General features: G+C 36.9%; 24 protein-coding genes. 7 read left to right on the forward strand and 17 right to left on the reverse strand.

The genetic code is table 11. The features are described from left to right. Positions 1 to 17: 17 nt before the first annotated feature. From JOC83_RS13430 to JOC83_RS13475, 10 genes are all read right to left on the reverse strand, one after another. Positions 18 to 1,277, reverse strand: a complete 1,260-nt coding sequence (locus JOC83_RS13430) for a glutathionylspermidine synthase family protein (protein WP_205187865.1) — start codon at positions 1,275 to 1,277, stop codon at positions 18 to 20. Positions 1,278 to 1,283: 6 nt separating this feature from the next. Then, the gene (locus tag JOC83_RS13435; RefSeq protein ID WP_205187866.1) at positions 1,284 to 1,598 is read right to left on the reverse strand and encodes a hypothetical protein; all 315 of its coding nucleotides are present in this window, start codon (positions 1,596 to 1,598) and stop codon (positions 1,284 to 1,286) included. A gap of 15 nt (positions 1,599 to 1,613) precedes the next feature. Further along, entirely contained in the window at positions 1,614 to 2,075 is a 462-nt protein-coding gene (locus tag JOC83_RS13440) for a hypothetical protein (RefSeq protein ID WP_205187867.1), read from the reverse strand. Positions 2,076 to 2,222: 147 nt separating this feature from the next. After that, positions 2,223 to 4,754, reverse strand: a complete 2,532-nt coding sequence (locus JOC83_RS13445; protein WP_205187868.1) for a cyanophycinase — start codon at positions 4,752 to 4,754, stop codon at positions 2,223 to 2,225. A gap of 328 nt (positions 4,755 to 5,082) precedes the next feature. Then, positions 5,083 to 5,529 (reverse strand): hypothetical protein, encoded by a 447-nt coding sequence (locus JOC83_RS13450; protein WP_205187869.1) that lies wholly within the window; start codon positions 5,527 to 5,529, stop codon positions 5,083 to 5,085. 152 nt (positions 5,530 to 5,681) lie between these two features. Continuing rightward, positions 5,682 to 6,803, reverse strand: a complete 1,122-nt coding sequence (locus JOC83_RS13455) for an oxidoreductase (protein WP_205187870.1) — start codon at positions 6,801 to 6,803, stop codon at positions 5,682 to 5,684. A 66-nt stretch (positions 6,804 to 6,869) separates the two neighbouring features. Beyond that, positions 6,870 to 7,532 carry a LysM peptidoglycan-binding domain-containing protein gene (locus JOC83_RS13460; protein WP_205187871.1) on the reverse strand — a complete coding sequence of 221 codons (663 nt, stop codon included), beginning with the start codon at positions 7,530 to 7,532 and terminating at the stop codon, positions 6,870 to 6,872. Positions 7,533 to 8,102: 570 nt separating this feature from the next. Beyond that, complete coding sequence (locus JOC83_RS13465; protein ID WP_205187872.1) at positions 8,103 to 8,957, reverse strand: MBL fold metallo-hydrolase; 855 nt, start codon at positions 8,955 to 8,957, stop codon at positions 8,103 to 8,105. A gap of 267 nt (positions 8,958 to 9,224) precedes the next feature. Beyond that, a complete protein-coding gene (locus JOC83_RS13470; RefSeq protein WP_205187873.1) occupies positions 9,225 to 10,292 on the reverse strand; it encodes an undecaprenyldiphospho-muramoylpentapeptide beta-N-acetylglucosaminyltransferase in 1,068 nt (355 codons plus the stop codon). 181 nt (positions 10,293 to 10,473) lie between these two features. Then, positions 10,474 to 11,694 (reverse strand): threonine synthase, encoded by a 1,221-nt coding sequence (locus tag JOC83_RS13475; RefSeq protein WP_205187874.1) that lies wholly within the window; start codon positions 11,692 to 11,694, stop codon positions 10,474 to 10,476. Positions 11,695 to 12,106: 412 nt separating this feature from the next. Between JOC83_RS13475 and JOC83_RS13480 the strand changes: the two genes are divergently transcribed. Then, the gene (locus JOC83_RS13480; RefSeq protein WP_205187875.1) at positions 12,107 to 12,919 is read left to right on the forward strand and encodes an MBL fold metallo-hydrolase; all 813 of its coding nucleotides are present in this window, start codon (positions 12,107 to 12,109) and stop codon (positions 12,917 to 12,919) included. 32 nt (positions 12,920 to 12,951) lie between these two features. On the opposite strand, the gene JOC83_RS13485 is transcribed toward JOC83_RS13480, so the two are convergent. After that, positions 12,952 to 13,704 carry an N-acetylmuramoyl-L-alanine amidase family protein gene (locus tag JOC83_RS13485; RefSeq protein ID WP_205187876.1) on the reverse strand — a complete coding sequence of 251 codons (753 nt, stop codon included), beginning with the start codon at positions 13,702 to 13,704 and terminating at the stop codon, positions 12,952 to 12,954. A gap of 62 nt (positions 13,705 to 13,766) precedes the next feature. Continuing rightward, complete coding sequence (locus JOC83_RS13490; protein WP_205187877.1) at positions 13,767 to 14,732, reverse strand: peptidylprolyl isomerase; 966 nt, start codon at positions 14,730 to 14,732, stop codon at positions 13,767 to 13,769. 252 nt (positions 14,733 to 14,984) lie between these two features. Here JOC83_RS13490 and JOC83_RS13495 point away from each other — a divergent pair, with 252 nt between their 5' ends. Both JOC83_RS13495 and JOC83_RS13500 read left to right on the forward strand, forming a co-directional pair. Continuing rightward, on the forward strand, positions 14,985 to 15,617 hold the full coding sequence (locus JOC83_RS13495) for a poly-gamma-glutamate hydrolase family protein (protein WP_205187878.1): 633 nt from the start codon (positions 14,985 to 14,987) through the stop codon (positions 15,615 to 15,617). Positions 15,618 to 15,622: 5 nt separating this feature from the next. Next, positions 15,623 to 15,961 (forward strand): CHY zinc finger protein, encoded by a 339-nt coding sequence (locus JOC83_RS13500; RefSeq protein WP_205187879.1) that lies wholly within the window; start codon positions 15,623 to 15,625, stop codon positions 15,959 to 15,961. 14 nt (positions 15,962 to 15,975) lie between these two features. Here JOC83_RS13500 and JOC83_RS13505 read toward each other — a convergent pair whose 3' ends face one another. Beyond that, a complete protein-coding gene (locus JOC83_RS13505) occupies positions 15,976 to 16,425 on the reverse strand; it encodes a hypothetical protein (RefSeq protein ID WP_205187880.1) in 450 nt (149 codons plus the stop codon). Between the two features lie 149 nt (positions 16,426 to 16,574). Further along, positions 16,575 to 17,504, reverse strand: coding sequence for an LCP family protein (locus JOC83_RS13510; protein ID WP_205187881.1), 930 nt, complete (start codon positions 17,502 to 17,504; stop codon positions 16,575 to 16,577). A gap of 195 nt (positions 17,505 to 17,699) precedes the next feature. Here JOC83_RS13510 and JOC83_RS13515 point away from each other — a divergent pair, with 195 nt between their 5' ends. After that, on the forward strand, positions 17,700 to 18,359 hold the full coding sequence (locus JOC83_RS13515; protein WP_205187882.1) for a peroxiredoxin-like family protein: 660 nt from the start codon (positions 17,700 to 17,702) through the stop codon (positions 18,357 to 18,359). Between the two features lie 162 nt (positions 18,360 to 18,521). Here JOC83_RS13515 and JOC83_RS13520 read toward each other — a convergent pair whose 3' ends face one another. Beyond that, positions 18,522 to 19,553: a hypothetical protein gene (locus JOC83_RS13520; RefSeq protein WP_205187883.1), complete on the reverse strand. Its 1,032-nt coding sequence runs from the start codon at positions 19,551 to 19,553 to the stop codon at positions 18,522 to 18,524. Positions 19,554 to 19,749: 196 nt separating this feature from the next. Between JOC83_RS13520 and JOC83_RS13525 the strand changes: the two genes are divergently transcribed. From JOC83_RS13525 to JOC83_RS13535, 3 genes are all read left to right on the forward strand, one after another. After that, positions 19,750 to 20,295, forward strand: coding sequence for a GNAT family N-acetyltransferase (locus JOC83_RS13525; protein ID WP_205187884.1), 546 nt, complete (start codon positions 19,750 to 19,752; stop codon positions 20,293 to 20,295). Positions 20,296 to 20,512: 217 nt separating this feature from the next. Continuing rightward, the gene (locus JOC83_RS13530; protein WP_205187885.1) at positions 20,513 to 20,806 is read left to right on the forward strand and encodes a hypothetical protein; all 294 of its coding nucleotides are present in this window, start codon (positions 20,513 to 20,515) and stop codon (positions 20,804 to 20,806) included. Positions 20,807 to 20,990: 184 nt separating this feature from the next. Beyond that, on the forward strand, positions 20,991 to 21,683 hold the full coding sequence (locus JOC83_RS13535) for a DUF4397 domain-containing protein (RefSeq protein WP_239583511.1): 693 nt from the start codon (positions 20,991 to 20,993) through the stop codon (positions 21,681 to 21,683). Positions 21,684 to 21,751: 68 nt separating this feature from the next. Here JOC83_RS13535 and JOC83_RS13540 read toward each other — a convergent pair whose 3' ends face one another. Beyond that, the gene (locus JOC83_RS13540; protein WP_239583539.1) at positions 21,752 to 22,336 is read right to left on the reverse strand and encodes a GrpB family protein; all 585 of its coding nucleotides are present in this window, start codon (positions 22,334 to 22,336) and stop codon (positions 21,752 to 21,754) included. Positions 22,337 to 22,652: 316 nt separating this feature from the next. After that, positions 22,653 to 24,275, reverse strand: coding sequence for a M14 family metallopeptidase (locus JOC83_RS13545; RefSeq protein ID WP_205187887.1), 1,623 nt, complete (start codon positions 24,273 to 24,275; stop codon positions 22,653 to 22,655). Positions 24,276 to 24,396 lie beyond the last annotated feature (121 nt).

Genomic DNA, 24,396 nt, shown 5'->3' on the forward strand with positions numbered 1-24,396 from the left:
CTCCTACTCTATAATCATTACAATTTCTTTCGTCCAATTGGTAAAAAATATGAAGCGTTATCGGTGATTTGATTTCCAGCTCGCACGCCAATGGCACTTGCTTTGCCATTAAGTAAAAAGCATCCATACATAAAATGTGCGCGTTTTTCTCCTTGCTCTGTCTGAATCGTATGGGTAGGCAACGATATGAATTGCTGAAAAATGGGTAAAGACGCCTTATACGTTTTCTGTTTATCTTCCCCAATTTTCACTCCATCTCCGTTATAAATTTCAACGGTATCTCCTTCTCTTCCAAATGACGGTTTCTTCACAAATGAATGCTGTTTATGTAAGAACGGCTCTGCATCTAAATACGTTGGTAAAAAATATGTTGAAATCCACGAATGTTCTTCTTCTGTGAAATAAGGATGCTTTTCTTCAAAAAGACCCCAAATAAGGGCTTGCACCGCTTTAGATTGCAACAAGAAGGCCGACGGAGGATTTAGCATGACCAGCTTCTTCTCTTCTACCCATTTCATTAACAATTGACCTACTTTTTCATGTGTATACGGATCTTTATCATCCATTAAATGTTCAATGGGATACGTTTGTCGATAAAGAACATCCACTCGTTCACCATCTGAATCGTACAATCCTTCTTCTATTAGTAATTCATTACCTTCATAAATAGACTCTGATACGACACGCAATTTATCTAATGGAACGTATTTTGCATGTACATGAGAGAGTTTCATTAAATACATCGCTGTCCATTTATCTTCTTCATGATCACCATGTGACGAAAACACAACGTTCGGATATGTTGTACGGTTCAACGTATTATATGCTTGGAAAATTGCATGTTTCAGGGCTTCTGCTAATTGTTGCTCTTCTCCTTCATTTGGATTACCAAAACCAAAGTGATGACATACATGATGATTTACATGAAAGGTTTCTTTTATAAAGGTAGGCGTATCAGCATTTAACTCTAATAACTTTATATCTGAGTCCGTTACGACAAAATCAAGGCGCGCAATCACACTTTCCCATTGAAAAAGTTGAAAGCGAATAAACGATAAGCTTTCATTAGGAAACCCAAGTGAGCGCAATGTGTCATCGTTAAGCTGTCTGAGTAAGTGAGCGGTTTTAAAGAAAAGGTGACCGACTCGATTAGCAGCGGAACGAATACGACAAATAACATCGTCTGTTTCTTCTTTTAAATCGTATAATGCATATTCGGTTTCGTATAAATCATGCCAAAAATGTTCGATACTTTGATAAAACGATTGCCGAGACATCTACACCTAGCCTCCAAATCCACCTTTTGTTCCACTTCCAATTCCCGATTTGTATTGACTTTGATAAGATTTAAAGGAAGAATCACTTTTAAGTGCATTTTTATTTTTGAAATAACGGCCTCCGAAATAAAAAAAGCCCGCTCGAGAAGAATGACTGTCATCGCAATAGTATGTGCCTGTTTCTTCGTCAAATTTCCAGTTATCGCATTCATCATCCTCTGGTTCTAGAGGTCGCTCAGCAGAATTGGAGCCACAGCCAACCATTGAAGTAACCATCATCGCTGCCAACACGCCTGTCATCATTTTTTTTGTTTGATTCATTGTTCCCCCTCCTTACTACTCAAACTTAAATCCCGTTTCAGTTACATATAACACATAAACCATTCGATCTTCATCCATTTCTGCCGAATCTCTTTCCCATTCTTTTCGGTTTACATACGTATACACTGCACCGATAAAAGATAGAACCTCTAAATGCGTACGCATGTATTTTGTTGTAATAACGGGATGATTTTGTCGCGCATTGAACGCTCGTACTTCTACTTTAATGGAATGACGACTTTCTGGGTCTTCTTTTTCTTTTGGATGATGCTCATACTCATCCACATAGATAATATGTAGATCATCTTCAACTGCCGATGAACGTTGCTTATAAGTGACGCCTTCTTTTACATAAAACTCACATTCTCTTCTTGCTAAAATTTGCTCAAGTTCAATGTGTTCGTAATGATATAGAGGCACATATTCATCTTTTCCTTTTAATAACCGATATTCGAGAACCACTGAACTATTTCCCATCTCTTATTCTCCTTTCCAACTATCACCTTATGTATTACGTGTCGTCGTTGAAAAAGTTCCCTCGTTTATTGTAAAAGATAGGAAACAAAAAGAAAAGAGGGTGACTCAAAAGCAGATAAACGCTCTTTTTGAATCACCCTCTTTGTTTTATTTAATCGTTACAGTCACTGGTGTTATATCTAATGATACATTCACAACAGAGTAGTCATCTTTTTGACCGTCTGTATATGCCCAATAGCCGTTTGTTTTATCTGTTTTTCTAAATAACAACTCAAATCCTTTTCCATCTTTGAAGCTATAACTTTTCACGCTTTCTTCTCCTGCATTATCAACAAGATTGTATGCTAAAAACTTACTTAATACTCCATGTCCGCTTAATACACCTGAATGAGGTGGTACTTTCGAATTTCCATACTCGTATCCTTTTGTTTCTACTTTTTTATCATTGATTGCCAATTCTTTTGTTTCAAGATTTAATTGATCGCCTTGTGTAATCCATGATAAAACAATGTTTTTGTACTCGCTTTGTCCTGCATGTTCAGTTGTTTGTTGTTTTGATAAATCGACTAGCGTTACGCCTCCACGACCTACTACTTCCACTTTCTTTTGTTCATTGTATACAACCATTGCTGTATCTTCATCAATTCCATATGAAAGTTTTGCTTTGTCTCCCGTTTCTTGAGACACTGCAATTAAACGACCAAGGCGCGCTTTATTGTCAAAATGCTGATCGATGATTCCGTGCTCAAAAAACCCTAATCCTCTCTCTAAGTAGCCTGGTCCACCCTCTTGCTGAAGCATTCCGTCATACGTTGCTGTAAAACCTGATGCAAGCGTATCGTAACTTCCTCCTCCTGCAATCATCACTTCACTCATAATGGCAGCGCCCGCACTAGTACCACCAAGGACCGCTCCGTTACGGTACATAGCCCAAATGGCATCTAGTACTTTTGAGTTTGTTCCATCTTCCTTTAAAAGAGAAGCAGTAATTTTCGTTTGATCTCCACCAACAAACCAGATGCCATCTAGTTTACTGATTTTTTCGGCAAGCTCTGGATTGTGCTTATTTTCAACCCATTTTGACTCATCTTCCTCTGTTCCTTTGTAGTTCGTCACTGATAATGGTAAAATCTCAATATTTTCAGCTTTCATTCCATATTGAGTTAGATCTTTTTTAAAGGACTCTGACGACTTTAAGCTTGAACTTGCTGCTGGGATAATTCCAACTTTTGATTCTTTTCCTTTTGTTGATAGTTCAATAAATTTTTCATACACAGCGGCATTACTACTTCCTAATGCGCCTCCTGCAATGACTAAGTTGCCTTTTACAGGCTGCTCTCGATTAATGACAGGTGGGATAAAGGTTGATTGCTTGTAATCCGTAAATTGCTTTTTATTTTCTGTAAATGTAATGGTTTTTGGTTCCACGTCCATTGCCACATTCACAAAAGAATAGTCATCTTTTTGACCATCTTTGTATCCCCAATAACCATTTGTTTTGTCTGTTTTTCTAAATGTAAGCTGAAAACCTGAACCGGTACTATCGTATAAGTAGCTTTTTACTTCTTTTGTTGTTTTGTTGTCAACTAATGAATAGGAAAGGTATTCTTTTAAACGTCCATACGATGTAAAGACTCCTGTTGCTTCTAACGGTTTAAAATCATAATACTCATAGCCTTTTGTTTCATCTTTATGGCCACTAATAGTAAATTGCTTTGTTTGTACATTCAGTTCATCGCCTTCAACAAGATGACTAATGTAAACATCCTTTAAATTGGCTTTTCCTGCTTTCCCTTGTTTCACTTGTGTCATATCCACAATTGATACACCGCTTCTTCCAACAACTTTTACTTTTTTCTCCTTATTATTCACAACAAGTGCTGTATCTTCATCTACACCGTACGCGAAGTTTTGTTGATCGCTTTTTGGTTGTTTTAAAGCCGTCATCACTAAACGGCCTAGGCGCGCTCTTTCATCAAAATGCTGATCGACTATTCCATATTGAAAGAATCCTAGACCCTTTTCAATATATACAGGTGCATACTCGTCACTAGATCCTTGGATATCTTTATAGACAAACTCATTATGAAAACCACCAAGACTATCTCCTCCAGTAATCATTACGTCACTCATAACGGCTGCCCCAGCACTGGTTCCACCTATGACTGCACCTTTTCGGTAAATGTCCCAAATGGCTTGTAACGCTAAAGTTTGTCTACCATTTCTCTTTAACAGAGTATTTGTAATTCGTAATTGATCGCCACCGACAAACCAAATCGCACTAAGTCCTTTTATCTGCTTCGCAAGTTTAGGGCTGTAAGCATTTAAGCGCCATTTGGATTCATCCTCTTCCGTTCCTTTATAATCACGGTTTGCAAGCGGTAGAATTTGAATTTGCTCTTCGCTTAATCCGTATGACAACAAATCCTTTTTAAATGCTTCCGAAGATTTTAACGAGCTACTTGCTGCAGGAATAATTCCTACTTTCGCTTTCTTGTTTCCACCTGCTAGTTTAATAAACTCTTCATAAACTCCTTTGTTACTACTTCCTAATGCACCTCCAGCTATAACTAGATTTCCTTTAATGTCTTCTTCTTTCTTTTTGGCTTGTCCAATTGATGGAAACCATAGGGTGCTTACTAATACAATGACTGTCAACATGATGCCCCATTTTTTCATACTTCCTCTCCTCTTTCACAATTATTTTTTCGTCATTCTCTTGTATAAACACGGTCCCCTTTTTTATCATAGTGAAAATACATAATAGAGAATCTAGTAAACTATTCTGCAAGTTTCGTGCCAAACAAAAAAGATTGAATCATCAGAACAATCAATCAAAAACCTATCCTTATAAGGTGTTTTTGGTTGATATAAAACACATTATTTGACCCTATACAGCCATTTTAAAAAGAGCTATAACGCGCAACATCCCCTGCCAATCGCTCCATTTCATTGGAATTCATCGGCAAGGGATGCTGTTGGATAAATAAATTCAATTGTTCATTACTTATTCATTGAGCGCTTCATATCCACCTGTAAATGGATCAAAGATATATTGAATGGTTGTTTCTTCATCTCGTATCACTTTGTATAAATAGTAGTAATGATTCTCTTCATCTTTATGTACATTTTTATGCTCTTCAAACTCGGTTAAGAGTAACTTTTCTCGCTTAGCAATTATGGCCTTTGCTTCCGAGTATGAATAGAGTGGCAAATTTCCCGTATATACAACAGGAACAAAAATGATAATAAAAATAGCAGCCGTAATGGAAACTTGTTTCACAACTCGCATCATGCGCTTTGTTCGCTTTGACAAAAAGATTGATAATAAAATGACGACAATGAGTGGAAACATATAAAACTGAATGGCAGGGATATTAACAAAAATCGGCCTATTTACAAATAGATACACAATTTCAATGACTGCTACAAATACAATTAAAAAATAAATCACTTGCTTATTTACACCTCTACCTGTCTCTTCATTCGTTTGATGACTCTATTGTAGCATATTTTTATGATTAAATAGAAAAAGAGCACAACAAAACAATACCTCTTGTTTATCAGCTACGAAAACCTGATAAACAAGAGGCTATTTTAAACGTTTTACTCCAATTGTTTCCATTCATCTTGCTCTTTCTCTTTCATAATTGACCATAGCTCTCGAGGAATATGTCGATGATGCGGAGTAGAATCCATGCTTGTCTTAATGGAATATTCTTCGCTATGTCTTACTTTCGTCATCCACTTTGGTTCAAGAACTAGTTCCGTCCCCATTGTTACAAGGGAAAGCCCTGTTCTTAGTGCATCCACCACATTATCCGGTGTTCGCAGATTACCTCCACTTATGATTGGAATTCGATTATTAATGTGCTTGACAATAGCTGGTACAAGCTGAGCTTCTCCCTCTTTATGTCGATAGGCTTGTTGCCAAAGGTCATCCATGTGAAGCCTCACATAGTCTACTCCCTCTTGGATAAGCAAATCAATGAATTCCAACGTATGTTCAATTGTATTTCCTTGGTACCCTTTTTCCTCAGGTGCTAATGAATAACCAATTAGAAATGGCTTATGTGTAGTTGCTTTTACGGTGTAAGTAACAGCCCGAATGACATCGAGCGGAAAAGTCATGCGATTTTCTACCGTGCCACCCCAGCGATCACGACGACTGTTTGCTTGTTTAGAGGTGAATTGTTGCAACAAATGACCATTGGCTCCATCAAGTTCAACTCCATCAAATCTTGCTTCAATGGCTCTTCTTGTGGCATTAGCAAACGCCTGACAAACAACTTTTATATCTGTTTCGTCCATTTGTTGAGGTCTCTTCCCTCGTCTTACAGATGAAATAGCACTAGGAGCCAACGCCTTTGCTCCTTCTTTCATCATTTCTACGCAATGTCTGCCTCCATGTGAAAGTTGTAAAATAGAGCGCGCTCCTTTTTTTTCAATCACATTCGATAACTCATTTAATCCGCGGAGCAGTTTATCTTCATGTATACCCATTTGTTTTTTGGCTACTTTGCCACTTTCCATCACGTAAGCAGGACCGACAATGATCGCAGATAGGCCGTCTGCTCGTTCACGATAAAAATCGATCTCAACGTCAGACACTTCGCCATTTTCGTGAGAAGCATATGTTAGCATGGGTGCCATCATAACGCGACTTTTTAATTCAATACCGTTAAGAAACTTAAAGTGTTTAAATAGACGTTCATATTTACTATTCATCTAGACGCTCACTCCTTTTTCTATAGATTGACCATTCTAAAAAGGATTTACGCTCAAACAGATGAATTATCGAATGGAAAGAACAGCGAATGTATCTTTAGTGAATGTAATGTTTAATTCTTTACCTGACTGTTTTTGATAATCTAATGCTTTTCCAAATGGTACTTTTAAGACAACTGGTTCGCCGCATTTATTTAACACTTCAATGCTTGTGCTGTCCACTGCACCTATCGTAGTAAATGTTTCGGTTTTCGCTTGAACCGGAATGATTAGCTTTTGACCTATAAGAATAAAATCTTTATCTGTATTGTTTGCATGCTTAATTGCGCTCACACTCGTCCCAAAACGCTTCGCTACACTCCATAACGTATCGCCACCAACGACTGTATACTCTGGCAGATTGATTACCTTTTTCTCTTGATCGATTAAATGAGCAGCAGGCACAGCTAGATCCATCCCCGTGCGAATAAAGTCAGACGTTAATCCATTCGCATTTTTTAATTGCTCAACCGTTACGTTATACTTTTTTGCTAATGAATAAAGTGTATCGCCATTTTTAATTGTGTATGTATCACTACAAGCAGCTACTTTCACCGAGTTAACATTCATGAATGCAGCTCCCATCACTGCTACACAAGCCATTGTTGTTACTTTTCCTGCTTTCTTCTTACGCTTTATCGCTCTTTTTTTTGCTATAGCTTCTTTTCTAGTCATTGTAATTTCTGTCATGATTCTGTTTCCCCTTTTTGGTCTAAAGTACGTCAATTTCTCATTCACCTAATAAAATTGTAAAAAAATAATCAATAAATCCATTAATAGGTTTTATAAGAATGTATTTCCATAACTGATAGCGAGAATCATTATAGCAAATCCATTTTTGACAGAATATACGAGAAAGGATTTATTTAGGGAAACTTTTTCTTTATTATTCCAATATAACAAAATATTTCTTGTACATACAAAATCATGACTTTCATCATATTAATTGTGATAAATTGGTTATGTTTTTCGTTCAACTAATCATCTTTCTGAAAAATCTCTCTGAATCATACATGCAAGGTCCTAGTTAATAAAAATGACCAAATGTTTAATTTGTGGGATAATACGGAAAAAAATAAGCTTTTAAACCTATTTTTAATCTGAAACTATTACACCATAAAATAAAGATATATCTTATCTACAACTTTTCATAAAAGAAAGAACTAGGGAGATATATGGAGTATCATTTCATACCTTTTTGCTCAACAAAGACAAAAAAAGAGCAATCCTTGGTGCAGAATTGCCCTTTTTTATCTTATTTTAATCAATATAACCATTCACAAAACAATCAATGGTTTCACGTTCATCTTCATTTAGCTCTTTATTTAGTCTTATCGAAAGTGCTTCAGTTATGTTCTGTTTATTTCCTTGATGCGTTTCTGTTAACTCACAAAGAATGGCAAGAAGTTGGATATATTCATTATATTGAACAGGTGATAAAGGAAGCTCATGTGAAAGAACATAGTGATTTGCTTTGTATTTGCCTAACGCTTGTAGTAAAGCACGCGTATGTTTCACTGTATATTGAGGAGTCTTACTATACAAATTTGGATACAAACAATCCCCAAGAAAAAGAACGTTCTCTTCCTCTACATAGACAATGGTTGAATCTGATGCATGATCTCCGCCTACATGTTCAATTGTGCAATGAATATTGCCTAAATCTATCCTTACTAACTTATTTATTGTCATGTTAGGTAGCTGAATCTCTATACGACGGTTATCACCAAATTCAGCTTTGATCATATCGGCACAAAACTGAATTTCTATCCCTTCTTTCACTCGTTCCTCTAATGCTTCGTCTGTCCATTCATAATTGATCATCTTTTCAATAGCTTGTTTCGTTTGCTCTGATGACAACGTAAAAAGGTTCATTTCTTTCGTCCCAAAAATGTGATCCCAATGCCAATGTGTGAGTACAACACTCGTTATAGCATACAGATCTTGTTTCTTCAATTCACTCAAAAATAACTTCGCATGTGCAGAAGAGTTACCGGCATCAACGAGTAACGTTTGATTCTTCCCTTGAATTGCACCGAGAACCGGTCTATCCGTTGCTGAATCTGATGGTAAATAAAATACTGACTGAGTTAGCTGTTGTAATGCTGCCTTCATTGTATATGCTGATTCTCCTTATTTCTTATTTCTCTTCTCTTTTATTCGACACCACTCAATAACTTCCTTGTTCACACTTCGTTATATTTTCCTGCTGGTAATTTGAACTTATCGATGAAACCTCTCAACTCTATCGATTCTCTGTTAAATGATTGTGAGTTAGTAGTGAACGAACAAACCCTTCACGGCACTCTTCTTCCTTCTAGACGAAATAAAAAGAGGCTAAGACAAACACCCCTGTTTGGCTCAGCCTCTAAATAGAAGGTTTTATTTTATTGCTTCAATTTCACGCACTAAAGTAGAAATGGCGTCTGTTTTTGTTGCTTCTCTCATCGTTTGCTTCATCGTTAACGCACCTTTTTGAAGCTGCTGGATATGCTCCATTAGCGTTTCTTTCGTTAATTGTTCTTCTTCGAGTACTAGACTGAAGCCTTTTTTCTTAAATGACGCTGCGTTTAAAATTTGATCTCCGCGGCTTTGTGCTTTTGATAATGGAATAATTAACATTGGCTTATGAAGTGCTAAAAATTCAAAAATGGCATTTGAACCACCGCGTGTAATGACGTAATCCGTTGCTGCTAATACGTCTGACAGCTCGTCATGTACATACTCTAGCTGTTTATACCCTCGAACATCTTTTAGTGATTCATCAACGTTTCCTTTTCCACATAAATGAACGATTTGAAACTTTTTCGTTAGCTCAGGTAAAGCCTCACGAACAGCTTCATTTATTCGACGTGCACCTAAGCTTCCTCCCATAATTGTGAGAACTGGTAGAGTGTCATAAAAATGAAGCCAATTTAAACCAACCTGTGCACGACCTTGTAATAATTCTTTTCGAATAGGTGAGCCAACAACGGTCACTTTATCAGCTGGGAAGTATTTAGCTGCTTCATCGAATGAAGTGAAGATTTTCGTTGCAAAGCGTTGAGCAATTTTATTTGCTAAGCCTGGTGTTAAGTCACTTTCATGAATAAAAACTGGAATATTAAGCGATTTTGCTGCCATAATGACTGGCACGGTTACAAATCCACCTTTTGAAAAAACAAGAGCAGGCTTTAATTTCTTAAGAATACGACGAGCATCTCCTACTCCTTTCATAACGCGGAATACATCTTTTACATTTTCCATATCAATGTATCTTCTTAGCTTTCCACTTGAAATGGAATGATAAGGTACATTAATTTTTTCAATCAATTCTTTTTCAATGCCTTTATGAGACCCAATATATTGAATGTCCCATTTTGCTTGATCCAGTTCGTTCATGATGGCAATGTTCGGTGTCACATGACCAGCCGTTCCTCCACCCGTAAATACAATCATTTTTTTTGTCATTTTTTTGCCTCTCTTTTATGTTAATCATTCACTATTTTCATTCTTATGTATAAGACTGGTAAATATGTGGCATATACAACCACACATTATATCACGTTTGAAGTGTGAAACAAACTAACTTATCGCTCATTTTCATCATAAAAAGCCGCTCTTCTTGTAAGAAAAACGACTTCCTCTAAGATTATGACTTTATTGAAATACGATCTCCACACTGAAGAAGAGGCACATCCACATACACGCTCTCTGGATATTTAATTCCTTGTCCTGTGTTTAAGCACACTACATGCTCGTCTTCTTGAATCCAACCGTCTTCACGTAGCTTTCGAGCAGCCGTGAATGTAGCAGCACCTTCTGGACAAATAAACACCCCTTCATTCTGAGCAACGCATGCTTGCTCTCTCGCAATCTCTTGATCTGACACAGCAATTGCACAACCATTTGTTTTATAAATGGCTTCTAGTACTAAAAAATCACCGATGGCTTTTGGTACATTAATACCGAATGCTATTGTCTCTGAGCCTTCCCAGAACATGGATTCTTTTTTTCCTTCCTCCCAAGCTTTTACGATTGGCGCACAACCTTCTGCTTGCACAGCGACTAGGCGCGGAAACTTCCCTTCCTCAATCCAACCTAATTGCTGAAGCTCTACAATTGCTTTGTAAATACCAATAATACCAACACCTCCACCGGTTGGATATAAAATTACGTCTGGTACCTTCCAATTAAATTGTTCGAGGATTTCATAGCCCATCGTTTTTTTACCTTCAATTCGGTAAGGCTCTTTTAATGTAGAAGAATCATAAAACCCTTCTTCTTGCACAAGTTCTCCTACGATTTTACCTGCATCGCTAATCAGTCCATCCACTAAAAATAAATTTGCCCCTGCGATTGCGCACTCTTTACGTGTAATAGACGGTGCATCCTTTGGCATGACAATGTAGGATTCAATGCCTGCTCTTGATGCATATAAAGACCAAGCAGCTCCTGCATTTCCGTTCGTTGGCATGGCTAATTTGGTTACACCTAACTCTTTTGCTTTTGATATGCCAACAGCAGCTCCTCTTGCTTTGAATGAACCAGTTGGAACAAGCCCTTCATCTTTCATATATAATGAGGGAATACCTAACGTTTTACCAATCTTATTCATAGGAATGAGAGGCGTCATCCCTTCCCCTAATGTAACGACATGTTCTTCGCTTATAATCGGCAACATCTCGTGATAGCGCCATAGGTTGGCTGGCCTTGTTTGTAAATCTTCCTTCTTCCACGTCTGCTTGGCAGCTTCAATATCATAATTGACTAGTAACGGTGACCCGCATTGACATAAATGATTGATTTCGTTCGCTTTATACGTTGCATCACACTTTGGACAGTGTAATCGTTCAATGTAGCTATACGTCATTTTATCCCCTCCGTTTTATGTACGAAAACCCTGTTTATGAACCTATAACTAGCCCTTATCTGACTTGTTAACTATCAATCTTGCTAACATTAACACCGTACATGCATCCATCTATTGGCAAGGCAGCGTTTGGATTCCTACTGTAATGAACCATTCATTTATCGACTTTTTATACCCTCTATATCATAGTGGTATAATATGAATTGATAATTACACACATAGAGTACACTTACCTGTCAGAATTGTCAATCTTCTTAAGGTGAACAAGTTACTAAATCTTTTACCGTTGTTCGCTACCTATTCCTTTATTAACATAAATATAGAAAATGAGGAAATGGAAGCTAAATAAAATAAGTTCATTCATCATCAGCATATGGTAAACTATTGTTAGAAAAAGATGGGAGTGAATTTAATGATTGAAATTAGTACACATAGTGGTGTCGTATGTGCAAAAGGAACCGTTTCACTGCAAGATGCACACATGAACATCTATGTTTTCTTAACAGATAACATGTTAGTTGATACGGGACCTGAAAGCTTACTACAAGAATTTATACCGCTTTATCGATTGGAATCATTCGACTTTGTCGCATTAACTCATCTACATGAAGACCATACAGGCTGTGCCCCTTGGATTGAACAAAACAAACACATTCCAATTTACATTCACGAAATGTCAATTGATGATAGTACAAAGGAAGGGAGCTATCCTCGTTATCGTCAACACTTTTGGGGAGCACGACATCCTTTTCACCCCAAACCTCTTCAATCTACTTTCACCTCAGAGAACTACAAATGGACGTCTATTTATACACCAGGTCATGCTGATGATCATATGGTTTTTCTTAATAACGATACAGGCATGTTGTTTTCAGGAGACTTATTTGTTACTCCAAAAACAAAAATTATTATGCGTGATGAATCCATCTCAACTATTATTGAATCCATTCGTACCGTGTTACAACACGATTTCCAAGAAATGTTCTGCTCACACGCTGGATATGTGAAGGATGGAAAAGTGATGTTGCAGAGAAAATTGAGCTACTTAGAAGAGTTAGAGGGGAAAATTTTGCACCTTCACAATCAAGGTCAAACCATTCAGGAAATTAAGAAAGCTCTTTTTCCTGTCCCCTATCCGCTTATTACACTGTCGGAACATGAGTGGGATTCAGAGCATATTGTAACATCTGTTGTGAATGCGCAGTCTAGTTCAATAAAAAAATGACGAGCTCTATTGCTCGTCATTTTTTGTCTTTTCTAAAATCCCCACCAATATTCATGCATTCCTTGCGCATATTGAGTGGCTAAATTTTGGCGGAAAGTAGTAGTCGCTAAGTTTGCTGCATCCGTAGCATTACTAATAAAGCCTGTTTCCCCTAGAGTTGCTGGCATATTTGTATATTTTAAAACATAAAACCCTGCTTCTTTTACCCCTCGAAGCGTAGAGTAAGAGCTTTTTAGTTTATTGTACGTGCTCGTTGCCAAACGGGAACCGTTCGTACTGCCATAATAATGATACGTTTCTAAGCCGTTTGGAGTCGATGTACTGTAGCTATTAATATGCATGGATACAAAAAAGTTTGCGCCTACGCTATTGGCATATGCGGTGCGACTTTCTAATGAAACCGTTGTATCCGTACTTCTTGTCATATACACAGTTGCTGGGTAATTTGCAATCAAATAATCTCTAGAGCGTTTTGCAATGTCTAATACAATATCTTTCTCTTTGATTCCATTTCCAACAGCACCTGGGTCAGTTCCCCCATGGCCAGGATCAAGAACGATGATTGGGTTCGCAGCAACTCTAAACGTATTTTTATCTTGTGCATTTTCCTTATCTAACTGCTCTTTTAGTATTGGATTATAGTTTGTTGGTGGAGGTGCAACGTTCCACATCGGCTCATCCGCGATGACTGGACCGCTTTCTTTCTTTTCTGCCATTGTAGTCGTGGCTCCACAAAGCAAACTGACACAAAACATACTCGCAACAAACATCTTTGACTTTTTCATCTCTCCATCGGCTCCTTTTTCCATTCTTTCTATAAGAAACAAAAATTGTTCCACATAGCTCATTAAAGATTTATGATAAAGCGGACATTAACGGAGATGTCAGAAAAAAATGCATAAAGAGGAGGCCTCGTCAAATTGTCCGTATGCAATTGATAATTGTTTGTTTGTTTTTGTGTTTCTAGCCAATTTCCGTAGAACTGTTTTTGTTTTTCATGTAAAAGAGTGGCATGAATTTTGCCTTTCACTTCATTAAACGATTGCTGATAGGGTGGTTGAACGTGTTGGATTCGAAACCAGTACATGTTCCCTTCTCTCTCAATAGGCCCCATGAGTTGCTGAGTTGAGGTTTGAAACATTTGCTTAGCTACAGATTCTGGCACTTCTGAAGCTAGTTCTTGAATAGATAGTAGCTCTTTCCACTCTTCATGCGTTTGCTCTGCATTCCAGTCATGATTATAAATCGTTTCATCATTCAATCGCTCTTCAACTTCTTTTTTGTCGAAACCGACACTCGTTCGTATGTATTGCAATGTTCTTAGCTCAGGAACGTAAAAAGCTTGTTTATGTTTATCATAAAATTGCCTTGCTTCTTCCTTTGTCACAAAAATATGACTAGTGACCACATTCTTCACCTTCATGCCAATCATGGCTCGCTGAATGTTCTCTATGCTTTCTTTTTCTGTGAGATTCATTTCTTTCAGCTTTTCATCACGTTCCTTTTTGGTTTTCCCTAGTTGAAGAATGTGCTGTTGTACATCTTTGTCTTGTATATGAATCCCCATTTCCTTTCCTTGCTCAATAACTAAATTTTCAAGACTTCTCTGTTGAATAGCAGCCTGCTTCTCTTGTAAGGATGCATCATTTGAAAGATACAAATGCTTTACTTTGTTCCACTTACTCATACGCTCCACGTTATTTCCAACTGTAAATAAGACTGGATCATATGTTTGATTGATTACTACCATTATCCCAAGAGTTAAAAAAAGACTGAACAAACAACGCATGACGATTTTTTTACGCGGTTTCAATCGCTCCTTCTCCCTTCTTATATACATCTACTTTAGATAGGAAAAGTGGTCTCTACATTTAAGTTTATCATCACTTCTATTACCTCAGTATTGAGAAATATAGTGAATATTCTTGGCGTTACAGCTTGTCTCTTCTACTCATTTTAGAAACAGCCATTTCTTTCGTTTTTGTAAAATCTACATCTATCTCTTTATAGACATAGGTAGATATGGTATGAATAAGGGATAACATCTTTTTAAGGGAGAGGTACAATGAGTGATGTGTATGCAAGTTTTTCGCAGTTAGAAATAAATGAACCATATGGAACGAGCTACATCATTGAACATCGTTACCAACCAGAGGCTGACATTGTTTTTTTGGCAAATCATGGCGGGAGTATTGAACCGGGGACATCAGAGCTAGTTCGAGAAATGAGAGACGTTGGCTCTATCTATCTATTTGAAGGAATAAAGCCTCCTGGCCAGAATTCTTCGTTACATATCACATCCGCGAACTTTGATGAACCGACTTGCATACAGTTGGTTGAGAATCATTCACATAGTATTGCCTTTCATGGATGCAGCGGAGACGAAGCGTATACGCTCATCGGTGGATTGGATGTAGAATTGGCAAATGAGATTTATCAACGCCTAACAAACGCTGGTTTTCAATGTAAGCTACTTCAAAAGGGAGAACGTTTATCTGGTACGCATAATCAAAACATTTGCAACCGTACCTCTCGTCAAAAAGGGGTTCAATTAGAGATTAGTACAGCGATGCGAAAGGCCATGTTTCGTTCTTTTACATTCAAAGAAAGAGAAGGAACAAAAAATAGCGTCTTCTACCATTATACTCATGCGATTAAAGTCGCTGTATTGCACCATTTAAGCAAACATATGAGGTGATAAAGATGAAAAAAATAGAAGTGAAAGGTGATCTGGTTGATCACGAAACACGTTGCTCACATTACCACACCGAGCGCGATATTATTGCCATTAAATTTTATTGTTGTCAAACATACTATCCTTGCTATCAATGTCACGAACATGATGCCACTCATGAGATTAAAGTGTGGCCTAAAGAAGCCTTTCATGAAAAAGCAATTCTTTGTGGAGTTTGTCAAAATGAATTAACCATTTATGAATATATGAACAGCAACTCCACATGCCCTCACTGTTCTTCTTCTTTTAACCCAGGATGTAGCCGCCATTACCCTTTATATTTCGAAGCTTCTTGCACAAAAAAATGACGTGATGATTCACGTCATTTTTTTAAGGGGCGAATATGTCCTGCTTTTACTTCTGCTTTTATGTAACTCACTCGTTCTACTGAACACCCCGCAAGTCGACGTAGTGTTAGCAACTGACCTACATGCATCATCGCATCTGATAAAGGGCCTTGGAGCATTTTCTCTATGGACAAAGTGGTTGGCTGTTTCTCTTCTTGCAGATCTTTATCTATTTGTTCGAGCGTATGATAAAACCGTTCCACTTCTTCATCCCAGCTTTTTATTTCTTCAAATGTAGCTTGTTTATCACCAAATGATTGAAGGATATACGTGAGTACGTTTGTCATATGATTTAAAATCTCAACAGGTGAGCGTATTTCTTTTCCTGCTTCAAACGTAGCAAATGACGACGGAGCATTTTGAAATGCAACGCTGCCTCTGAATGCTAATGTAGCGACAAAATGACGTAGAATCTCATTGCCCATAAAACCTCATCCCCTCTCCTTTTTCTGCTATTATACTGGATTCATCTATTCCTTAACACAAAGGGGGTGTCTAAAAAGGAATAAAAACCCTTTTTAGACACCCGTTTTTTTTAAAAAATATTTATTAACCTTTCAGGAAAGCTCCTTTTTTACTGTAAAAACTCATCGATTGCTTGACGATTTTTCTCCATGTCCAAGTCAAGAACTAGTCCCACACCTGAATAACGTTGATCCGTGTAACCACCTTGAACAGGGATACTTAACGATTCCGAATCGTTCATGCTTCCTGTAATCACATCTTTACTAATTGTAAATAGTGCTGCTTTACTTAAATTCGTATCAACGGTTGACGTAACGATTGCTGATAAGCGAGGAATTTTAGCTACACTTGATACACTTCTCATTTCATCTTTTAAGATGTTTAACACTTGTTGTTGTCTTCGTACGCGCCCAAAGTCACCTTCAGCATCTTGTCTAAAGCGAACATAACCTAATAACTCTTTTCCATTTAGCGTTTGCAAGCCTGGTTCAAGTTCTACACCAATTCCTTTTGACATTGCTTTTTCAACATCAATCTCAACACCTTTTGGAAACAGTTCGTCAACACCATATTCAAATCCTTTAAAATCAACAACAGCGTAGTATTCTAAGCCAATCCCAAAGTTTTCTTTAATGGTTTGACGAAGTAATTCAGGTCCTCCTAAATAGTACGCAGTATTAATTTTATTTTTCCCGTGACCTGGGATGTCCACATATGAATCACGCATAATAGACATTAGTTTAGGCGTATTTGAATCACTGTTATACTGTGCCACAATGATTGTATCTGCACGCGACTTTTCTTCTCCCCTTGAATCAACACCTACTAACAAAACATTAATTTTCCCCTTTACTTCTTCACCTGAAAAATCAAAGTCTTGTTTACCTGTATCGTCACTATATTGATTTAGTGCTAGGATATACTGCACTGCATTGTACCCAATAAATAAAAGTCCAATTACTAATAGTAATAGAAGAAACCGACGCTTCTTCCCTCTTTTTCGTTTACGTTCTGCTCGCAATCTTGATCGTTCATTCATTGTTATCACCACATGTCCTTGTTAGTTACTTATTAGTGTACCCCTTAAATCTATTAGACGAATCATTCTTTTAAAAGTTACAAAGAAATTTATTCCATGTTATCTAAGTTTCAGTTATTTTGAAAGCATAATTTTTTACATCCATATTTCCTATCGGTATACTAAAGATGAATCTTAGTAGAGGAGTGAATGTTTATGACACAATCAACGTTACAAAAGCAATTCGCAGAGTATATTGAGAGCTTTAAGAAACGCGTTCCACAAGAAAAGCAAGATTTAATGAAAAAAGCAATCGATGAATTAGAACAATCAAATGAATCAAAAGGTTTGCGTGTAGGCGACAAAGCCCCTACGTTTGCATTACCTAATGCACTAAATGATGAAGTAAAGCTTCATGATTTATTAGCAAAAGGACCTGTCATTGTTACATTTTATCGCGGTGGTTGGTGCCCATATTGCAACATGGAACTCCGTGCATACCAAGGAATTCTTGATGAGATTCATGAAGCAGGTGGAGAGCTTGTTGCGATTAGCCCTCAAACCCCTGATCAATCATTAAATACAAAAGAAAAAAGCGAACTAAACTTCCATGTGTTAAGTGATGTAGGGAATAAGGTTGCACAAGAATTTGACCTTGTCTATCGCTTACCAGATTATCTTATTGACTTATATAAAGAATTTGGCTTACGTGTGGATGAGCATAATGCCGATGATTCTTGGACTTTACCCGTTTCAGCTACGTATATCATTGCTCAAGACGGTACAATCGCTTATGAATATGCAAAAGCGGATTATAAAGACCGTGTTGAACCAAGCGATGTATTAAATGAACTAAAAAAGGTAACAGCAAAATAAGAAGTCAAAGAGGGTTATTCAAAACGAGTAATAGTACCTCATTTGACTTCATACTCAACATCCCTTCCCCTTCAAATTCCAGTTGTATCAATGGATAGACGGGCAAGGGATGTTGCATGTAAACCGGCTTTCTCAGCTTAACTATCTTACACAGGTTTCTCTTTAATAAGCAGATGACACAAAGGTCTTTGAAATATGAGTTACAACCGGATCAAATTTTTCTTTTAAATTAGCTGGATACTTAATAATGAACGAATTTGATACGCTTTGGCCGAAGAAAGATTTCTTATAGACTATAAACCCATTTTCTATATAGGAAAGAACATACCAATTATTTGATTGCTTTTTATAAGTCACATTCACAGGGATACTAGTAAGCTCTTCTTCATAGCACTCTTCAATTGTATCTCCATTTACACAAGTTTGATGACTTCCATATACAGTTATTTCAAGCTCTTCATTAAAAAATATTGCGCCATCTCCATTTGTAGGTGGTGGTGCCATCATTAGATGACTTGGATATTGAATCGAAAAGCCAAATCTTGAATTTGTATAAGTTTGATACGTAATGTTTCTTGAGTTCGAATCTGATTTAATTGATGGGCCTTTCTTTGGTGCTGCTACTTCTTTTGTCTCATCTACTACTTTAGCTTGTTTCTTCTGTATACCAATCTTTACTTGCTCTGTTAGAACCCTTAATTCAGATTCATAATCGGATAAAGAGTCATTGGCTTCAAGCTCTCTTTGTAACGTTTCTAATTTGTTTTTTGCATCATTGTACGTCTCATTATCAATCATGTTTTTCACTTCTGTCATTTTTTCTTCAAACAAAGACGTTACGTCGTTTTCAGAGTGAATGTGATCGATTAACTTTTCCGCCTCCATTTGAACGGTTTGTAGTCCACTTTTGCTGCTTACCACTTTTTGAAGAGACTGAAGGGCCGCATCAAAGTCTTTTTTCTCATACGCTTGTAAAGCCCTTTCCATATAATAAGCTTGATTTAAATATAAAGAGGCTTGTTCGTCCCCCTTCTTCTCAAATAACGCCAATTCAAAGTAAGTGGATGCCATATAATAATCTTTTTCTCCTATGCTTTTCATACCGTTACTCATAGCTTTTTCATATTCATTATTCGAACATGCCACAAGAGTGAGTAAACCTAAAAAGACAAACGCACGTACTTGAAGTTTCATAACTTCACCCTTCCTCTATGATGTTAGTAAAGTTAAATTATACCAAAACATCCGGTGTACGGTGATAAAAACCAAAAAGAATTGTCATCATTTATTGCTTAGTTCATCATTTTCCCTTCTAAAACAAACATGATTTGTATAAAAGGAAACGTTTCACAATAAAGTAAGTTACTATATAAAGAAATGAGTGAACAAAATGATTATTAACAATGAAGAATTTTATAAAAGAGGAATTACATATACGATAAGATCAGCTGTTCATGCTGATGCGAAACAATTAGCTCAATTGCGACTACAAATTGACGGAGAAACTGAAAACTTAGACCGAGAACCTGGCGAAGCTTTGATGAACGAACATGATTTTGAGCAACTTATTAAAAATGATTCTGAAAGTGACAACAATTTATTTTTAGTGGCAGTCATTCAGGGTCAAATGGTAGGCTTTTCAAGATGTCAAGGAAATAAGTTGAAACGATTGTCTCATAAAGTAGAATTCGGGGTTGGTGTGTTAAAAGATTATTGGGGATATGGCATTGGAAAAAAGCTTTTAAGCAAATCAATCATTTGGGCTGATTCAAATAACTTAAAAAAGATGACACTACATGTGCTCGAAACGAATAAAAAAGCCGTAACGTTATATAAAAGTCTAGGCTTTGAAATAGAAGGTGTGTTAAAAAAAGATAAACGTCTGTCTGATGGCAATTACTATCATACAATTGTAATGGGTCGAATTTATGAATAAAATGATTCGTTGATTCACAAACTCCCTCAACTAGCCCATCATTTATAGTAGTGGCTCATTGTGTACATAGTTGAGTAAATGCTGATGGTTAGAAATAATGCGTCGAGTCACACGCTTTCTCTACTAAATGAAAATGAGGAATTATATAGAAACAATTCTACTTTCCCTCTCATCTGCATATATATGTTACATACTTTTACTAGAGGGTGAAAAAATGTTGAAAGATTATCGAAAACAAATAGAAGCATTACGAGACAAAAACAATTGTGTCAATCATCATGTAGAGGAAGCCGTTCATCGATTTAATCAGCAAGCAGACAGCCTTCGTGATGCGATGATTCGTTTAAACCAAACATCTAAATCAAGCTACACAACCACAATCTCATTAATTGACACTCCTGAGATGATACTTCGCTGTACGACAAAAGAGCAAATGAATGAAAAAGAGGTATTAACGATAGCTCAGAAAGTGATTGAAGAGAAGTTACGATATTTAAAAAGTCAGAACTAAAGTGTTAGAGGCGATCTCAATTCATTCATGTTGAGATCGCCTCTATCTTTTTATCTGCATAGACTTTTTAATAATCAAAATCCAAAAAGTAGACTTTTTATGTATAGTCATGGACAATTCGCACACGATAAAAATGCGCCAAAAATTTATACATAAGCGCAATAACATAAAGGAGTTGACGATAATGAAAATAAAGCGTTATTTAATGACGATCACTGCTATTGTCATGATGGTTTGTTCAAGTCAGCTTGCATTTGCAGCTGAAACACCAAGCCCGAATCCAGATGCATCTGCAAAAGAAGCGAAAGTACGCATTGTACATGCTTCGCCTGACGCACCAGCTGTAGATGTGTTTGTAGATGGAACTGCCGCAGTAGAAGGAGCAAAGTTTAAGGATGCAACCGAGTATTTAACTGTACCTGCTGGGGAGCGAAAAGTAGAGATTTTTGCAGCTGGTACAAAAGGTCAAAAAGACCCTGTCATTACGGCTAGCTTAGTTGTAGAAGGCGATAAAAGCTATACTGTCGCTGCAATTAACACGCTAGACAAACTTGAGTTAAAAGTATTAACAAATGAAACAACGGCACCAAATGGAAAAGCAAAAGTACGTGTGGGACACTTCTCACCTGATGCACCTGCCGTAAATGTTGGCCCTAAAGGTGGTAAACCGCTTTTCTCAAATTTAAAATTTAAAGATGTCTCTGCGTATGCTGAGCTTCCAGCTGGTTCTTATGATTTAGCCGTTACAACGGTTGATGGCAATAAAGAAGTTCTTGCATTGCCTGGTACGAAGGTTGAAGCAGGTAAAACATACACAGTTTTAGCAATAAATAAAGCACAAAATTTAGAGCCACTCGTTTTAGTTGATAGCGAATAACCTTAAAGAAAACGGCCAATGTCTAAGTAGATTATGATCTAGCTTTTGACGATTGAGCCGTTTTTATTTTATCGCCCTAGCACTGGTACGCTGGCTTTTTCTAATATACTTTGAATGAATTCTCCTTTAGCGTGAGCATAATCATTTCCATCTGCCCATTGATATGTTGATAACTTACGTTTGAGAGACTCATACTGTTCACGTAAATGACCATTTTCTTTTAAACAGTCGCGAAACAGCAAATGATCTTTCCAAAAAGCACTATCAATTGTTGTAACATGAATATGAGTAGAGCGTTTTTCATGTGTAAGAAATTCATCATTTACGTCACTGGTAATCACTGTTGGATAATGTTCTTTAATGACGCCATCTTTTAAGCCCACAAAAAAGCGGCGATATGGCATGATTTCATTGTATTTCTGTAAGTACGTGTATCCTCTATTTGCTAAAATAAGTGCCACCGCATCTAAATCTTCTTTATGCTTTAACCCAATCATCACATCAACAATTGGTTTTGCAGAAAGTCCCGAGACAGCAGTACTTCCGATATGTTCAATTTTTGGTGCGTAGTCTTTTAACAAACGCTGTAAGTTAACTTTTTCAAATTGATACAAAAGCGGCCACTTTGTCTCATAGTTCACAAGCTCTACCATCACGATTCTTCACCTCTAATTTTCTCTTTTTCTTACTTTATCACTTCAAGAGTCTAAAATAAAGAATTTTCTAAATATTTAATTAACATTTAACAAAATGTTCACAATTTAGGAAGTAATGGCTTGAAGTTCATAAATTATATTCGAAAAAGTGGTGCTTATGTACATAAAAATAAAGCTCACTCAAACACGATTAATGACAAAATAAAGAACCATAACATCCCTATTCCTCACCCATCTCTTTATTTAGTCTAGCAAGGGATGCTGCGTGTTCCTTCACAATAAGTCTTTGGCTTAGAAGCGTTTCATTCGTTCATTATTTTAGTTTCTGATCATCTAGCATAAACCGATAGAAAGGAAGTTCTTCCCCTACTTCTGCTGGCATGAAGCCGAATGTAACATAGCTATCAATTGATTCTGGTTCTAGCGATAGAGATAGCAAATTCGTTTGTGGTTGTGCAGTCGGAAAAACAAAGGTTCCTTTTGGAAGCGTAACGCTTTTATTTTCAAGTGTTGTTTCAACATTCACTAAATCAATGCCTTCCACTTTTTCTCCTTGCTCTTTTTTGATTACTTGATACGTTTGTACAGGAATCTTTGTCTCATGAGATAAGGCAAATCCTTTTATTCCTTGATTTTTAAGTTTTTCTGCTACATTTGCGTACTCTGGTTTTACAATGTAAGCTGTCGGGCGTTCACGCGTTAATATAGGAACTGCATCTGAGGAGCTAAAATACTTTACTGGTAGATTGGTCACTTCACCTTTTTCAATATTAACAAAAGGTAAAGACATGTTTTGTTTTTCTGTTGGTTTACTGTTGATGATAACTTGATCATCATCACCCACTCGTAACCCTTTCTTTACAAGTTCGATACGCTCTTTTCTAACAAGCTTTTTCAATTCTTTAGCATGCTTTGCGGCTGTTTTAATAATGTGTTCATGCGTAGACACTTGAGCAGCAACACGACGAGGGAAGTCTTCTCGTCCAATTCCAATTCCACGACTTTCTACTAAAAATGAAATAGATGGGTGTAATCCAAATGCATTTCGACCGATGCGAGAATCTGTTCCTCCTTCTGCAAGTTCGATTTGTTCAGGTGTACTCGTTCCACTTGTATAGTAGTTATCACTAGAAAACCCTTGATTTCTTAGCTTTTGATGTGTTGGATTTACAAAAACTTCATCAGAGTAGGTGCGTAATTTTTCAGGAATATTTAAGTTCTTACCAGATAATAAAAGAATGTCATGATACTTCAAAATACCTATTTCATTAAATGCTTTTTCAGTTGGCGTGTATTCATGAGCATCAATCACCACTTCTGGTGAATAACGATTAAATTCTTGGTGAATGGCTTGGACTTCTTTGTTTTCTAGCTTTATGTGATCTCGATTTCCATCATCTTTACTCGCAAGGGTACGAGTGAAATCATAGGATCCATCTGGATTTATACGAGGAACTACGATGACGTTTACGTCTTTTAACACCTCTTTGCCTAACTTACCCGTTAAGCGCTCTGCAATAACAAGAGCTGCTTCTCCACTTGCTGGTTCATTTCCATGAATTTGCGCTTGTAGCCAAACGGTTGGCTTCTTTGAGAACGACATTGGTGAAAAATCTTTTTCTGTTGTGAAATAAAGAGCTGGAATATCTAGTCCTCGCTGAGATTGACCAATGCTTTTTACTAGTAGATGATTGCTCTTTTTTTCAAGCTTAGATATGTATGTTAGTAACTCTTCTTGCGTTGTGAATGCCTCTCCTTCTTTCGTAAAAGCAGGAGTTTGCTCCGGCACTTGAACATGAGGATAGAGTTTTGCTACTTGTGGAGGCTGTGTGTAGGTTTTTCCGTAATATGGTGTTTGGGCTTGTACAGATGATGCTAGTAAAAAACTAGACGTTAAAAGTGATAGTACCGTTACGTTGCTCATTTTTTTCTTCATCTTTATTCCTCCCCTGAAAATGATTAACAAAATAATTATACATAACATTTTATTTATTCTGATTTTTTAATCGAAATGAAATCTATTTGTTAAATAATGTAATAAAAATAACATTTATTAG

The organism is Priestia iocasae, from assembly GCF_016909075.1.
Taxonomy (GTDB): domain Bacteria; phylum Bacillota; class Bacilli; order Bacillales; family Bacillaceae_H; genus Priestia; species Priestia iocasae.